12 protein-coding genes are annotated in these 14,658 nt (G+C 65.3%); 6 read left to right on the forward strand and 6 right to left on the reverse strand.

What is annotated here, in order from left to right; all coding sequences use genetic code 11:
* Positions 1–106 precede the first annotated feature (106 nt).
* The 4 genes from SK224_RS04875 to SK224_RS04890 are packed head-to-tail and all read left to right on the forward strand — an operon-like array spanning position 107 to position 7,822.
* Positions 107–2,056 (forward strand): class I SAM-dependent DNA methyltransferase, encoded by a 1,950-nt coding sequence (locus tag SK224_RS04875; RefSeq protein WP_320433637.1) that lies wholly within the window; start codon positions 107–109, stop codon positions 2,054–2,056.
* Positions 2,053–3,345, forward strand: a complete 1,293-nt coding sequence (locus SK224_RS04880) for a restriction endonuclease subunit S (protein ID WP_320433638.1) — start codon at positions 2,053–2,055, stop codon at positions 3,343–3,345. Before SK224_RS04875 ends, SK224_RS04880 begins: the two co-directional genes overlap by 4 nt.
* The gene (locus SK224_RS04885) at positions 3,342–6,437 is read left to right on the forward strand and encodes a type I restriction endonuclease subunit R (RefSeq protein ID WP_320433639.1); all 3,096 of its coding nucleotides are present in this window, start codon (positions 3,342–3,344) and stop codon (positions 6,435–6,437) included. The genes SK224_RS04880 and SK224_RS04885 overlap by 4 nt, the downstream gene beginning before the upstream one ends.
* A gap of 26 nt (positions 6,438–6,463) precedes the next feature.
* Positions 6,464–7,822, forward strand: coding sequence for a hypothetical protein (locus SK224_RS04890; protein WP_320433640.1), 1,359 nt, complete (start codon positions 6,464–6,466; stop codon positions 7,820–7,822).
* Here SK224_RS04890 and SK224_RS04895 read toward each other — a convergent pair.
* The 4 genes from SK224_RS04895 to SK224_RS04910 all read right to left on the reverse strand — a co-directional run bounded on the left by SK224_RS04895 (position 7,782) and on the right by SK224_RS04910 (position 10,122).
* Positions 7,782–8,282, reverse strand: a complete 501-nt coding sequence (locus tag SK224_RS04895) for a GNAT family N-acetyltransferase (protein WP_320433641.1) — start codon at positions 8,280–8,282, stop codon at positions 7,782–7,784. The two genes, SK224_RS04890 and SK224_RS04895, sit on opposite strands and share 41 nt — an antisense overlap.
* On the reverse strand, positions 8,279–8,578 hold the full coding sequence (locus tag SK224_RS04900; protein WP_320433642.1) for a DUF1778 domain-containing protein: 300 nt from the start codon (positions 8,576–8,578) through the stop codon (positions 8,279–8,281). The genes SK224_RS04895 and SK224_RS04900 overlap by 4 nt, the downstream gene beginning before the upstream one ends.
* Positions 8,579–8,925: 347 nt before the next feature.
* Positions 8,926–9,504, reverse strand: a complete 579-nt coding sequence (locus SK224_RS04905; protein ID WP_320433643.1) for a hypothetical protein — start codon at positions 9,502–9,504, stop codon at positions 8,926–8,928.
* A gap of 51 nt (positions 9,505–9,555) precedes the next feature.
* Positions 9,556–10,122, reverse strand: coding sequence for a GNAT family protein (locus tag SK224_RS04910; protein WP_320433644.1), 567 nt, complete (start codon positions 10,120–10,122; stop codon positions 9,556–9,558).
* Positions 10,123–10,168: 46 nt separating this feature from the next.
* Between SK224_RS04910 and SK224_RS04915 the strand changes: the two genes are divergently transcribed.
* Positions 10,169–10,747, forward strand: a complete 579-nt coding sequence (locus tag SK224_RS04915; protein ID WP_320433645.1) for a TetR/AcrR family transcriptional regulator — start codon at positions 10,169–10,171, stop codon at positions 10,745–10,747.
* 31 nt (positions 10,748–10,778) lie between these two features.
* Here SK224_RS04915 and SK224_RS04920 read toward each other — a convergent pair whose 3' ends face one another.
* Entirely contained in the window at positions 10,779–11,180 is a 402-nt protein-coding gene (locus tag SK224_RS04920; RefSeq protein ID WP_320433646.1) for a DoxX family protein, read from the reverse strand.
* Positions 11,181–11,266: 86 nt separating this feature from the next.
* On the opposite strand from SK224_RS04920, the gene SK224_RS04925 reads away from it, so the two are divergent.
* Positions 11,267–11,551, forward strand: a complete 285-nt coding sequence (locus SK224_RS04925) for a putative quinol monooxygenase (protein WP_320433647.1) — start codon at positions 11,267–11,269, stop codon at positions 11,549–11,551.
* Between the two features lie 186 nt (positions 11,552–11,737).
* Here SK224_RS04925 and SK224_RS04930 read toward each other — a convergent pair whose 3' ends face one another.
* Positions 11,738–14,245, reverse strand: coding sequence for a phosphatase PAP2 family protein (locus SK224_RS04930; RefSeq protein ID WP_320433648.1), 2,508 nt, complete (start codon positions 14,243–14,245; stop codon positions 11,738–11,740).
* Between the last annotated feature and the right edge of the window lie 413 nt (positions 14,246–14,658).

Raw genomic sequence — 14,658 nt, forward strand, 5'->3', positions numbered from 1 at the left:
TCAACGGCCCAGAAGGCCCTTAACGCCGCGGGGCATGGGCGAGGATGGGAGTGTTGGTGGCGTCACTGCCACCTGTTCGCTCGCTCTACAGCAGGAGTGCCCACCTGTGGTGAATCACGTCGCCTTCATCTGGAACATCGCGGAGTCTCTTCGCGGCCCGTTCAAGCCCTCCGAGTACGGGTCGGTCGTCCTGCCTTTCACCGTGCTCCGCCGCCTCGATGCCGTCCTCGCAGACACGAAGCCAGCCGTACTCGAGGCCGCGAAGGGCATCGAATCGCTCCCCGAGATGCTGCAGGCGATCAAGCTCCAGGAGGCCTCGGGGCACCAGTTCTACAACACGTCCCCATTCGACTTCGCCAAGCTCGTCGCCGACCCGCAGGATCTTCGCGCGAACCTCGGCGCGTACCTCGCGGGGTTCTCCCCGAGTGTTCGGGACATCTTCGAGCGTTTCGAGTTCGACAAGACGCTCAACAAACTGGCCGAGAAGAACAAGCTGTTCGCCGTCACCGAGAAGTTCGCGCAGGCAGACTTCCACCCGCGTACGGTCAGCAACATTCAGATGGGTCTGGTGTTCGAAGAGCTGATTCGGTTCGCGAACGAGAAGTCGAACGAGACAGCCGGTGACCACTACACCCCGCGCGAGGTGATCAAGCTCATGGTCGAGCTGTTGTTCGCGCTCGACGACGACGCCCTCTCCAAGTCGGGAGTGGTCCGCTCCATCTACGACCCCACTGCCGGCACCGGCGGCATGCTCTCCGTCGCCGACGAGTATCTCCGTACGCTGAACCCGGGCATCCAATTGAGCCTGTACGGGCAGGACTACAACGACGCCTCGTACGCGATCTGCAAGGCCGACATGGTCATCAAGGGCCAGGATGTCGACAACATCGCCCTGGGCGACACCCTCACTGAAGACGCCTTCGACGACAAGAAGTTCGACTACGGTCTCTCGAACCCGCCCTTCGGAGTCGACTGGAAGGACCAGCGCAGCTATGTCGACGACGAACACGCCAAGCTCGGCTTCAACGGACGCTTCGGGCCTGGAACTCCCGCCGTCAGCGATGGGGCGATGCTGTTCTTGCTGCACCTGGTGTCGAAGATGCGCAAGCGCGAAGATGGCGGCTCCCGCATGGCGATCGTCCTCAACGGGTCACCCTTGTTCTCGGGCGGCGCTGGCGGCGGCGAGTCGAACATCCGTAAATGGTTGCTCGACAACGACCTAGTCGAGGCCATCATCGCGCTACCGAAGGACATGTTCTACAACACTGGCATCTCTACCTACATCTGGGTGCTCACCAACCGCAAAGACGAGATCCGCAAGGGCCGCGTTCAGCTCATCGACGGTCGTGAGATGTTCACCAAGCTTCGCAAGGGTCTCGGCTCCAAGCGCAACGAACTTTCCGCAAAGGACATCGAGACCATCGTCGGGCTGTACGCCGGATTCAAGGGCGGCGAGCACTCGAAGATCTACCGCAATGAGGACTTCCTGTACCGCACCATCACGGTCGAACGCCCCCTCAAGCTGAACTGGCACGTCAGCCCCGAACGCATCGACGCCGTGCTCGAAGCCAAGGCCATCCAGAAGCTGAACGCGACGGATGCTGCAGCTCTCCGCTCCGCCCTCGAAAGGCTCGGCGCCGGCACCGTCTGGAAGAACCGCGCTGAGTTCCAGGAGGCGCTGAAGAATGCCGCCAGAGCCGAAGGCCTCAACCTCGCGGCGCCGTTGCTGAAGACGGTAACGATCGAGCTCGGCGAGCAAGACGACACCGCGGACACCTGCACGGATGCGAAGGGCAACCCGGAGCCGGATGCATCGCTCCGCGATACCGAGAACGTGCCGTGGGACGAGGACGTCGACGCCTACGTCGCCCGCGAAGTCCTCCCGTACGTGCCAGACGCGTGGGTCGACCACACCAAGACCAAGGAAGGCGCGGAGTTCCCCTTCACCCGCCACTTCTACAAGTACATCCCACCCCGCCCGCTCGAAGAGATCGACCGCGACCTCGACGCGGTGATGGGCCAGCTCCGCGCAATGCTCGTCGAGGTGGAGAAGTGAGTTCACCGTGGTTTGGTGAGGCGCCGCCGCATTGGCAAGCCTCTCGACTCTCGCGGTGGTACTCGGTCTCGCTCGGCAAGATGCTAGATGAGTCGAAGTTCGCTACGGCCGAAGGGGAGATGCTGCCGTACATTCGCGCTGGCAACGTTCGAATGGGATCGCTCGATCTCGCGAATGTCAAGTCGATGCCATTCAGCGCGCGGGACCGAGCCCGCTTCTCTCTGCGAGCCGGTGACCTCGTGGTGGTAGAAGGCGGCTCGATCGGCGTCAACGCTCGTATAACCCAGGACATGCCTGGCTGGGGGTACCAGAAGACGGTGAATCGAGTGCGAGCGAAGTCCGATGCTTCGACGGCGTTCCTCGGCTATCAAATAGACGCGCTCCGTGCGGGGGGTGCCTTCGACATGATTGCCAACGTCTCGACGATTCAGCATCTCACCGCGGAGAAGTTGGAACGCTTGGTGGTACACATGCCGCCTCCAAGTGAGCAGCGGGCGATTGCGGACTATCTGGATCGGGAGACAGCGCAGATCGACGCGTTCATCGCGAAGAACGAGGAACTCATCACCCTCCTCACCGAACGCCGCACTTCGGTCATCCGTGAGGCCACCACGGTTGGGTTGGAGACGAAGACCGAGCTTGTCGAGAGCGGATTGGACGGCGTCGGACCAATCCCGAGCGATTGGCGCGTCATGCGCCTCTCGTGGCTGTTCCGCGGAACCGGGAGTGGGACCACACCGTCCTCAGAATTCATGCTCGATGGCGATGAGGCCGATGTCTGGTGGGTCACGACCGGGGAACTCCGGGAACGGACGATCATGTCGACAAGCAAAGGGGTCAGCTTCGACACGCTGGCGACGACATCCGCGCTTAAGATCCATCCTTCCGGGTCGCTCCTGATTGCGATGTACGGCGCAACGATCGGGCGCACGGGCATTCTCGGGGTCCCTGCGGCGAGCAACCAAGCAGTATGCGCGCTCTCCAACCCGGTGGGCTGCTTGGTTGAGTTCGTTGAGTACGCCATGCTCGCGGCTCGCGAGCGACTGCTTCTCGCTGCTGTCGGTGGAGGTCAGCCCAACATCAACCAGGAAACGGTGCGCGCGTTCAGGATTCCGGTGCCCGACTTCAAGGAGCAACGAACCATCGTGCAGTACCTACGCGCGCGAGTCGCGGGCATCGACCGCGCGATCGCAGCCGCCGGGAGAGGTATCGAACTCGCGCGCGAGCGTCGTGCCGCGCTGATTTCGGCGGCGGTGACGGGCAAGATCGATGTGGGGGTGGGTGCATGAGTGGTGTTGCGGGGGCGCATCTGGAGTCGGTGCTGGAGAACGAGATCGCCGAGCACCTTGCCGCGAACGGCTGGCTGTACTCGCCGACGGACGCCGGCTACGACCGTGAGCTCGCGCTGTTCCGAGAAGACGTGCTCGGCTGGCTTGAGGATTCGCAGCCGACCGAGTTCGCGAAGGTCGTCCGCCCCGAAGACACCGAGGCACAGCGGAAGGCCGCGGGCGACAGCATCCTGAATCGCCTCGCGAAGTCGCTGGATCTGGATCCGTTGAAGAACGGGGGGACGATCCGGATTCTGCACGAGGGCTTCTCGATGGTGCCGCTGCATGGTGGTGCAGTGAAGTTCCGTCTGGCGCAATTCCGGCCGGCGACGACCAACAACCCTGAAACGCTCGAGACCTACGCGAAGATGCGGATGCGGGTGATGCGTCAGGTGCATTACTCGGCGAAGTATCCGAACAAAGCGTTGGATTTAGTGCTGTTCGTGAACGGGATCCCGGTCGCAACCGTCGAGTTGAAGACAGACTTCACTCAGGCGATCGGCAACGCGGTGGATCAGTACCGTTTCGACCGATCCCCGGCGGGTGAGCCGTTGTTCGGCTTCGCAAAGCGGTCTCTGGTGCATTTCGTGGTGTCGAACTCCGAGGTGCGGATGACGACGCGCCTCGCGGGTTCTGCCACTCGGTTCCTGCCCTTCAACAAGGGCGCTGACGAGGGAGCAGGGAACCCGGCAAACCCGAACGGGTCGGCATCTTCGTACTTCTGGGAGGAGATCCTGCAGCGCGACACGTGGTTGCAGCTGCTGGGTTCTTTCGTTCACCTGCAGGTCGAGGTCGATGTCGACCCCGACACGGGCAAGAAGTCGAAGTCGGAGAAGGTGCTGTTCCCCCGGTACCACCAGTGGCGCGCCGTGACGCGGCTTGTCGCGGCGGCGCGGACGGAGGGCGCGGGGAGTCGGTACCTCGTGCAACATTCGGCGGGATCGGGAAAGACGAACTCGATCTCGTGGCTCGCGCATCGTCTCTCCCAGCTCCACGACGGCCACAATGCGCGGGTGTTCGACACGGTCGTGGTGGTCACTGACCGGACGGTGCTGGACAAGCAACTGCAGGACGCGATCGGCCAGTTCGAGAAGCAGGCCGGGGTGGTGCAGTCGATCACGAAGGATGCGGGCGAGTCGAAGTCGAAGCAGCTCGCCGCAGCGTTGACCGGTGGCAAGAACATCGTGATCGTGACGATTCAGTCGTTCGAGGCACTCATCACCGCGATCCAGACCCTGCCGGAGTTGCAGGGGCGTCGATTCGCGGTGATCGCGGACGAGGCCCACTCGTCTCAGACCGGGTCGACCGCCGGCGCACTGACCAAGGTGCTCTCACCGGACGAGCAGGCCGCCGTCGCGGAAGGCGCCCCGATCAACTCGGAGGCGTACCTGCAGTGGGCGATGGAGGTCACCGCAGCTGCTCCCAACATCTCCTACTTCGCGTTCACCGCGACCCCGAAGGCAAAGACTCTCGAACTGTTCGGGCGGGTCCCGGAGGGTGCGGGGCCGGATGCGACTCCGGAGCCGTTCGATCTGTACTCGATGCAGCAGGCGATCGAAGAGGGCTTCATCCTCGACGTGTTGCAGAACTACACGCCGTACAAGGTGGCGTGGAAGCTGCAGCATCCTGATGCCGACTACGACGATGGCGGTGATGTCGACGAGTCGACGGCGGTGAAGGCGCTCGTGCAGTACGTGCGGCTGCATCCGACAAACATCAGCCAGAAGGCGAAGATCGTCGTCGACCATTTCCGCACCTTCGTGCAGCCACTGTTGGACGGCAAGGCGAAGGCGATGGTGGTCACAGGGTCGCGGGTGGAGGCCGTGCGATGGAAGAAGTACCTCGACAACTACATCGCCGATGCCGGAGTGCAGGGTGTGCGATCCCTGGTCGCGTTCTCGGGCACGGTCGAGGATCCGGAGGGTGTCGGTGAGGGACTGACGGAGCGCACCCAGAATCCGGGGGTGCCATCGGATCTCGCGGAGGCGTTCAAGCCGGCGACGTTCAACGTGATGATCGTGGCGGAAAAGTTCCAGACCGGGTTCGACCAGCCCCGGCTGGTCGCTATGTACGTCGACAAGAAGCTCGGCGGCGTCCAGGCCGTGCAGACCCTGTCCCGGCTGAACCGGACGTATCCGGGCAAAGACAAGACGTTCGTCCTCGACTTCGTCAACGACCCGCAGGAGGTGCTGGATGCGTTCCTGCCGTACTACCGGAAGGCGACGCTCACCGCGACGACCGACCCGAATCTGATCTACGACCTCGTGGTCAAGCTCGACTCGGCGGGGATCTACGACATGTCGGAGGTCGAGAAGGCGTTCGACGCCGCCCTCTTTGGTGGGGTGAATGCGAACTCGAAGGTGTCGGCGGCCACGAAGCCGGCGGTGGACCGGTTCCAGAAGCGCTGGATCGCCGCCGTGCTGGACGACGACAAGGCCGAGCAGGACGGGTTGCGGCTGTTCAAGGCCGATGTGGGCAACTTCGTAAAGTTCTACGACTTCATTTCCCAAGCCCGCAACCTCGAAGACACCGACCTGCCGCGCCGGCACTACTTCTTCCGCCGCATCCTCCCGCAACTGTCGACCGCGACGATCCTCGAACCCGTCGACATCTCGGACGTGACCCTTGTCGGCTACAAGATCAGCGCGGGCGAGTCCGTGAAGCTGAACCTCGCGCAGGGTCCGGGGCTGGATCCGATCACCGCGATCGGATCGGGCGCGATCCACGAGAAGCACCGCAGCGCGCTCGAGGAGATCATCCAGAAGCTCAACGCACGCCTTGGCGACAAGTACGGTCTCGGCGTCATCGACCTGCAAATGAATCACATCGTCGGAAAGTTGGCGTTGGATGTCGATCTCGCCAACCAGGCTGCCGTGAACTCGCCGCAGCAGTTCGCCGAATCCCCGGCTCTGCCGAAGGCGTTCCAGAAGGCTCTCCTCGGGGTGCGCGACGAAACCCCTGCGTTCATCGACGACCTGTTCAACGACAGCGGGCTGTTCGCTGAACTGGGGAAGGCGCTGCCGGCGATGCTGTACGAGTATCTAAGGGGATAAGGCGCGGTATCCGGGGAGTGACTGGAATGTCTGACAGCTACATGGCGACGCTTGAGCGGTTGGCCGACGGGTGTGATTCGGGTGGGCACGAACTCTGTGCGCAGACCCTTGAATGTCGAATACCCCTTGACGGGATGATCGCGGCGAAGAGGTCGAGCGAGATGGCTGCAAAGTTTGATGCCGGTCGCGAGCGGCTCAACTTGCAGTTTGAACAGCCGAGTGAGAACTGGACAACGAGTGCGCTTCTTCGTACCGCGCGGGACTTGTTGCTCACGCCACCTACGTCTAACCCATGGTGGAGGTCGATCGCGATCACAACCGCGCTGGCCCGACTCGGCGAGCGTGGCCTCAGTGCAGATGTCATCGTTCGGACCGGATTCGCCCGCGACATGATCAGTTTGATCGTGCGCGACGCTGCCATGTTCTGGTGCGCATCTGGACTTGATGGCGTTGAGGGAGTTGATATCCCAAATGTGCTCATGCCTTGGGTCGGCTTGTTGCAGTCTGATCCATCGCTTGTTCGTCACAAGAACGAACTTCCGCCACACATCGCCTCGGTTGCGCTGGCAGGAGAGGTAGGGGCCGTTGCCGAGCAGTGGATTCGAAGCGCGGCCATTGGTCACATCGTTGGATGGCGAGTCGAAGACTATTTGCGAGTGGAACGCGAACCGAGAGACTTCGTGTTGACGGGAGGCAAAGATGCCACCCTGTGGGTCATCGAGAGGTTTACTCTCACTTATCTGCCAGAATGGCGCGCCTCATCGCTGCAATGGGAGCAGATGTTCAACACCGATCCGGTCGACACGGCACAAGCGGCAGGTGTGCCACTTCCGCTGCTACACGAGCGCACGGTCACCACGGAGATGATCAACAAATCGCTACGCGCCAAGCTCATCGACCGGGTTGATGAGGAGTTCGAGCAGCGCGAACTGGGAGACTCCTCAATCGCTGCCCTTGCCAGGCTGTTGGAGGCGCGGCAGTACGAGACCGCTTTGCGAATGGCGCAGAAGTTTCACGAGGCGCAACCGCAGGCTACACACTTCGCAATGGCTTATGCCTTCTGTCTAATCGTGGTGGACCCTGGCCGTGCCCGTTCGAATCTCGAGAACTTCCGGACTCCGGAGTTCAGCGTTGGTGTGGCCGTACGCGAGATCAACTTGGCGGCCTGTGCCTTGATTGAGCAAGACCTCGACAAAGCGAAGGCGCATGTCGCTAGTGTTGCACGAGGGGTAGAGCATTCCGCTTGGCTTTGGGAGCCGGTCAGTCTGATCTCGGGTGTCCCCGAGGTTCGCTACTGGTCCATCGAAGAGTGGGTTGCACAGTTCGCCGATGCGGTGGCGATGCTCACTCAGCGAACTGGCGGAGCGACTTCATCGGAAGCATGAGGTGCAGGTCCTCGACTGGTGACTGAAGAAAGTCACCATGGTGGAGGTAGAAGCTCTTCGCGTTCTCGTCGCGACAGTGGATGAGGACGGCCGCCGCCCCAATGCTCCCACTTATGTGAAATGACCTAATGAGCGCATCGCGCAGCAACCCGCACCCGAGGCCTTCTCCCTTATAGTCCTCGTCGACCGCGAGTCGGGCGAGAAGTATGCATGGGATCTGGGATGGTCGATGCTGCGCGACTCGTGTGGGCGCCTCCTCGCGAGCGACAGCCGCCATGGTGATCGAATAGAACCCGGCCACTCGATCTCCATGGTGCGTGACGTAAGTCGTTGCGTTGTTCGCAGCTTGATTCTCCCAAGCGAACCGCGTGAACCAATCGTCAAGCTCGATTGCACCGCTGTGGAACGAGTCGCGTGCGTCGCTCTTCTCGAGTTTCCTCGGGGCGGTGAAGCTCGTCACGCCTCATCCGAGAACAAGGATGGGCGAGCGAACAACTTCTCAAACTTCGTCGTCGAGGGCAAGGGAGCATCGAGGAGTCGATTGAACTCCGCAAACTGATCCTCGGTCGCAATGAACCAACGACGATCAGCCATAACTCGCTCCGCACGCTCCACGGCGCTCCCAAGAATGAACTCTGTGAGCGTGTGATCGGTAGCCTCAGCGGCGCGACGCAACAGTGATTCTTGACGACCCGTTGCGCGTAGGTTGATTCTTTGATTTTTGGCGAGTCGAGTGTCGACTGCAGACTCAGACATCGGAATCTCCTTCTCGTACACACATCGTACGTACGATACAGCGGGTCTGTCAAACCTTCGGCTCACATTGAGGTGGCTGGATCTGGTCGGACGCATTGGCTTCAAGCGCCTCTTCATCAGGACCCCTGACGCCTTTGGAGGGCTGCCGTGCAGAGGCCCAGAGTGTCGCACTGGATACTGGGTGCGCCCTTGCCGCCGCCACCTTCTCCGCCTCCGGGTGCCGCGTCGCCCCGCTCGTTCGCAGCTGCCTTCGTCGTGGGAGCACTGTGCGCGCTCCCCTGGCTATGCGGACCGCGCATCGCGCGACGCTGACGCTGCGTGTCCGCATCCCGGCGCGGAGGGCGGCGTCAGCCCACCCAGAAGCCCAACGTGCACAGCAGCCGCGTCTCCTCGTCGGCGTCCGCCGGCGGCTCGATGGCGGGCGGGAAGACGCCCCACTGCCGCCACTCGTCGGCGTGCGGGGTGACGTGCTCGTTCAACCCGGCGATCAGCTCGGCGGAGAGGTGGAACGGGATGCCGAAGTGCTTCGCGATCGAGTACGCCTGGAAGGCCCGGTAGGTCGCGAGGTGCGCGAAGCCCTCGTCGGCCGGGTAGTCGCCGTAGGTGAAGCGGAAGGTCTCAGCGATGTCGCCGGATCGCACCGCAGTCGTCGCCGCGTCGTTGAGGGCGTCATAGGAGGCGACGGGGGAGTCGCCGAGCAGGTCGACATCGGCGTACGGGTCGCCGTCCGCGGCTGCGCGGCCGGCGAGGACATCGGGAATCCAGGCTTCGTCATATGCGTGACGTCCGAGGATGCCGAGCAGCGTGGGCGACTCGAGCTGACTCCACTCCTTCGGTACCGGCGCGGAGAAGTCGGCGGGATCGAGCTGATCGACGACCTCGCGCAGCGCGGCATCGGCGTGCAGGAACAGTTCGGCTGGAGTCATGGCGATGACGGTACTCCGGGGGTCCCGCATCGACCAGACCGGGATCATCGTTTAGTAGGCGCTGCCCGCCTCACGCCGGGCGAGGTGTTCGGAACGCAGGATCGCCCAGACCTGCTTGTCGTGGAAGACACCACCGTTCAGCCAGGCGGCGCGGAGGGTGGCTTCGTGCCGCATCCCCACCCGTTCTGCGACCGCCGCGCTCCGGACGTTGTCGGCGCGGCACCGCCACTCGGCGCGGTTGAGCCCGCGATCGAGCAGCGCCCAGTCGAGAAGCGCGGTCACCGCGCGCGTGACGAGTCCTCGTCCCTCGGCGGCCGGCTCGAGCCAGCATCCGATCTCGCAGACTCCCGCTGCGGCACTGAAACTCACGAACATGACGCCGCCGCGCAGCACGCCGTCGGCCCAGATGCCATACAGACGCCCGCCGTCGGCCGCGGCCGAGTTCGCGTAGCGGGTAAGGGTCGCCGCGGCGCCGTCGACGGAATCCGTGACGAACGACGGTCCGACCCAGGGGCGGATGAACTCTCGCGCCCGGTCGAGATGCGCGGCGAACTCGTCGGCCTGCCAGATCTCGAGGGGGCTCAGGTAGGCGGTCGCATCGAGCTCGTGTCGGAACATGAGACCAGCGTTGCATAACGACTGTTATGTCGTCCAGACTGAGCGAGTGACGGGATCGGATGCGTACCGCCAGCGGCGCGAGGACGTGGCGGCAGCGGTGTGGCGAGTCCTGGACCACGCGGGGTTCGCTGGCCTGTCGATGCGCGCGGTCGCCCGCGAACTCGACGCGACGACCGGCATCGTCACGCACTACTTCCCGTCGAAGCGGGAGCTCACGAGCTTCGCGCTCGAACTCCTCGCCCAGAGATCGGCAACACGAGCACGCCCCGCCACCGCCAAGGGGACCGCCGACCTGCGCTCCGCGCTCCTCGACACGCTCCCGCTCGACGCTGCTTCGCAGACCTCGAATCGCATCTGGATCTCCTCCTGGGATGCCGCTCTCGCCGACGTGCATCACGCCGCGGAGCATGCGGATCGCTATCGGGGCAGTCGGGCGAAGGTTGCCGGCCTCGTCGTCGAGTTCCTTCCCGAAGGTGAACGCGACGACGAGCGGGTCGACCGCGTCACCGAGACACTGCACTCGTTCGTCCTCGGCCTGACGGTTCAGGCGGTGCTCGACCCCGCCGCCTATCCGCCGGAGCGTCAGATCGCGCTGCTCGACGGCCTCCTCAGCGACCTCGTCTAGGAGTGCCTGCGGAGACGCGGGCAGGCGTCGCTCAGCGGGAGCGACCGAGCGCCCGCTGGATCAACGTGACCTGGAGCGGTAGCCGCACGAGCGAGACCGCGAACGCGGTCCACGCCTTGAGGGTGCGCCGACGAGCGGCGCGACGCCCGAGATCGATGCTCATCTGCGCGTTGGCGGGCCAGACGGCGGCGAGCACCACCGCGCTCGCGCGACCCGCGGCCACGCGCGTTCCCGGCACGGCGAGACCGACGGCGCACGCCAGCTCGGCGACGCCCGAGACGAGCACCAGGGCCTTGTCCCACCGCCGAAGCGCACGGGGGATGATGGGCGTGAAGACGCCGGGCCGGACGAGATGGACGACTCCCGACACCGCGAACGGAACCATCACGATCCACGGGATGGTGGCGGTGGGCTTCTTCGCGCGACGGGTCATCAGGCCATTGTGCGGCCGCTCGCTCGGGATCGGAACTCGTAGGACATCGACGCGTCGTCATCCCGGACTGCAGGGACAATGGACGGATGCCCCGCATCCAGCTGACCGGAATCCTGATCTGCGCGAATGATGAGCAGGCGGCGATCGTCGCGACGCAGCTCCGGCGACACATCGAGCTCACGCGAGCGGAAGCGGGCTGCATCCGGTTCGACGTGACGCCGACGAACGACCCGCTGGTGTGGGATGTGGCGGAGCTGTTCGCCACGGCGGAGGCGTTTCGCGTGCACCAGGAGCGCGTCGCGGCAAGCGAGTGGGGCGCCGCCACCGCGGGGATCGAGCGGAAGTACACGATCGTGGAGCTCGCCGACTGAGGCGCGGAACCGCGGCGTTTCGTCTCGCTGCGCTCGCTCAACGACCCGGTGGTCCTGCGGGGCGGGGTGGCGTTTCGTCTCGCTGCCCTCAGTCAATGACCGGGGTTCTGTAAGACCACACGCGGGTGGGGCCGCGCCGCCGGATCGATACGGTCGACGTGACCCCACCCGCGGGTCCGAGACAGATCAGGCGCGCCGCATCCGGCGCCGCACGATGAGCGCGACCGCGCCGATCGCCAGGAGCCCGGCCGCGAGCAGCGGCACGACCAGGGGTAGTGGCGTGCCGCCGGTCGTGGCCAGCGTGGCAGCACCGGATGCCGCGGCGACGGTGATCGGCGTCGACGCGGTCACCCCGCTCGCCGCACCCGTGACGACGATCGTGTGCGCCCCGGCAGGGGTGCCTGTCGGCACGGTGACGGTGGCCCCGATCGCGCCGTTGGCCGAGGCGACCGCGGTGCCGAGCTGCACCGGCGTCGAGTGCAGCTCGATCGTGACCGTCTCTCCGGGCCGGAAGCCCGCGCCCGTGATCGTGACGCTGCCGCCGGCGGTGACGGTCGAGTCGCCGAGAGAGACGACAGCGGTCGTCACGCCGGATGCCGTCGCCGTCCGCGTCTGCGGCGCGTAGCCGTCCTTCGTGCCGGTGACCTGGACGCTGAGCGTCTGTCCGACATCCGCGAAGCCCGCGGTATAGGCGGCGGCCGTCGCATCCGGGATCGGCGTGTTCCCGCGGAACCACTGGTAGGAGAGCGCGACCGGAGCCGGTGTCCAGTCGCCGGGCGTCACGGTCAGCGTCTGTCCGGCGGCCGGCGTTCCGCTGATCGCCGGTGTGCCGGCCGTCAGCGTGACGCCCGCCGGTGTCGTGTTCACGAGGTGCAGCGCGCCGTTCTCGACCCGCAGCGCCGGGGTGTAGCCGGCGGGCAGCCCGTCGACCTGCACGCTGCTGAACGTCGTACCCGCACCGACTCCGTGGAAGGTGGTGACGACGGTGTCATCGGTGGGAACGACGCCGTTCGCGAACGAGATCTTCACCGCACCGGCGACCGACGCGGTGCCGTTCACGACGAGCGCCGGGGCCGGGCTGTCGACCGACAGCTCGAGCGTGCTCGCCGACGAGAGGGTCAGGTCGCCGCCGATCTGCACCGGGGCGGACGACGTGTCGGCCAGGGTGCCGCCCGCGACCGAGACCGAGCCCGTGCCGAGAGCGTCGGCGGACGCCGCTGCCAGCGTGCCGCCGTTGATCGTCGTCCCGCCGGTGAACGAGTTGTCGCCGGTGAGCGTGAGCGCACCGGTGCCGGACTTGGTCAGCGAGCCGGCACCGGTGATGTCGTTGCGCCACGAGTCGGCCGCGCTGAATCCGCCCTGCGCGGCATCCATGTCGACGGACACATTCGTGGTGAACGCGCCGTAGCCGTCGGCCGCGGCGAAGAGGTTGAGGCGTCCCCACCCTTCTGCGTCATCGAGGAACGCGTAGCCGGAACCGAGCCCCGTGGTCTGCAGCACCCACCGGCGCTGGTCGGCGCTGAGATACGGCAGACGGGAGGCCAGCAGCACCTCCGCACCCTTCGGCACGGTGACGGGAAGGGTCGTGTCACCCGTGCGGGGCAGCCCGTAGGTCAGCCGCTCGGTGTAGAGCTTCGCGTTCGCGTCGTGGTCCGCGTAGGCATCCACACCCGCGCCCGGTGTGGCGAGCAGGGCCTCGGCGGCGGTGCGCGCCGCCGACAGCTGCTCGGCGTTCTTCGGGTCGTTCAGCGCGGCGGCGGCAACGGCGGTCGACAGGATGCGGCCTCCGATCACGTCTCCTGGCGAGTGCATGCCCGCCACGATGCGGCTGTTGCCGATCTCGGAGGCGCTGGTCAACATGGCCTGGAAGCGCTCGGGCGCGGCATAGGCGAGCGCGAGCGACGCGAGGTAGGCCGCGTTGGTGTGACCGCTGGGGTAGCCGCCGTCGTTGAGTGCATTGGCGTCGGGCTGCTTGGCGGGAACAAGCGTGGGCAGCACCTGTACGTCGGAGCTCCAGCGGAACGGTCGCGCGTAGTTGTAGTAGGCCTTCGACGGGTTCGTCGACGCCGAGGAGCCGCGGAACACCTCGACGAGGGAGACCATCGCTCCGTACGTCGAGTTCTGATCTGCCCACGACCCCGACGCGTTGCCCTTGTCGTCGTACTTCACGCTCCTCGCGTCCGCAGGGATCTGGTCGGGGATGCTGGTGCCGGCGTTCGTGCCGGCGCGGAACGCATCGGCCCACGGGCCGAGGCCCTGCACGGCGGAGTAGTTCTGATTGCGCCGGTCGTAGAGGTAGGCGGCCTGCGCCTGCGCGGCGGTGCGCGTCTGGGTGATCTCGGCGGCCGTGGCGATGTTCGCGTCCAGCACGGTGTGGTTCAGGATCGTTCCGACGCTCTCGGGCAGGAACTTGCCGTTCGCGTCGAACGCGGGCGTCGGCGGGACGGCCGGCGTCCAGTAGGCGAGCATCGGCGACAGCAGCCCGATCGCCGCGTTCGTCTCCGGTGTCTTGTTGTCGCTCGTGTTGGTCGTGTACGCGTCGACGTAGTACCGGCCCCATGCGTCGGGGCGCGGGGCGACCGGGTCGACCGGGTCGGCGTGCGCCGGTGCGGCGATGCCGACGGCGAGCAGAGCGGCGAGTGTGGATGCGGTGAGGGCGGCTGCGCGGCGACGGCGCGAGGGGATGCGGGGCATGTGGGGTCTTCTCCAGGGGGTTCGCGTGCACGACGCACGCCCTGCGATCACACCCCGGCGCAGTGACCGACATGCGGACTCCCGGTGAACGGAAGCGGTCGGATCTCGGCGCGGCTGCCGCGCGTCACACCGGAGAAGGGGAGTGATCCCGTCGACGAGCGCGTCGTACGGCGCAGGAGAAGCTGCGGACGATTCCGCGCCAGTGGGGAAACGTCAGAATTTCGCGCCCGTGGCGACGATGATCACACTGAGCAAGGCAGGGATGGCGGTGAGGCAGAGCGTGACGATCGACAGAAGCATCGCCGCGACTCCGACTCTCGCCCCTCTCAATTCCGGCCGCGAGCGCAACCGAGATCGCGACGATATCGCCAGCGCGATGGCGACTGCCGCAGCAGCTACCGCGAGAAGAGGGA

Source organism: Microbacterium sp. BG28, assembly GCF_034044005.1.
Lineage (GTDB): Bacteria > Actinomycetota > Actinomycetes > Actinomycetales > Microbacteriaceae > Microbacterium.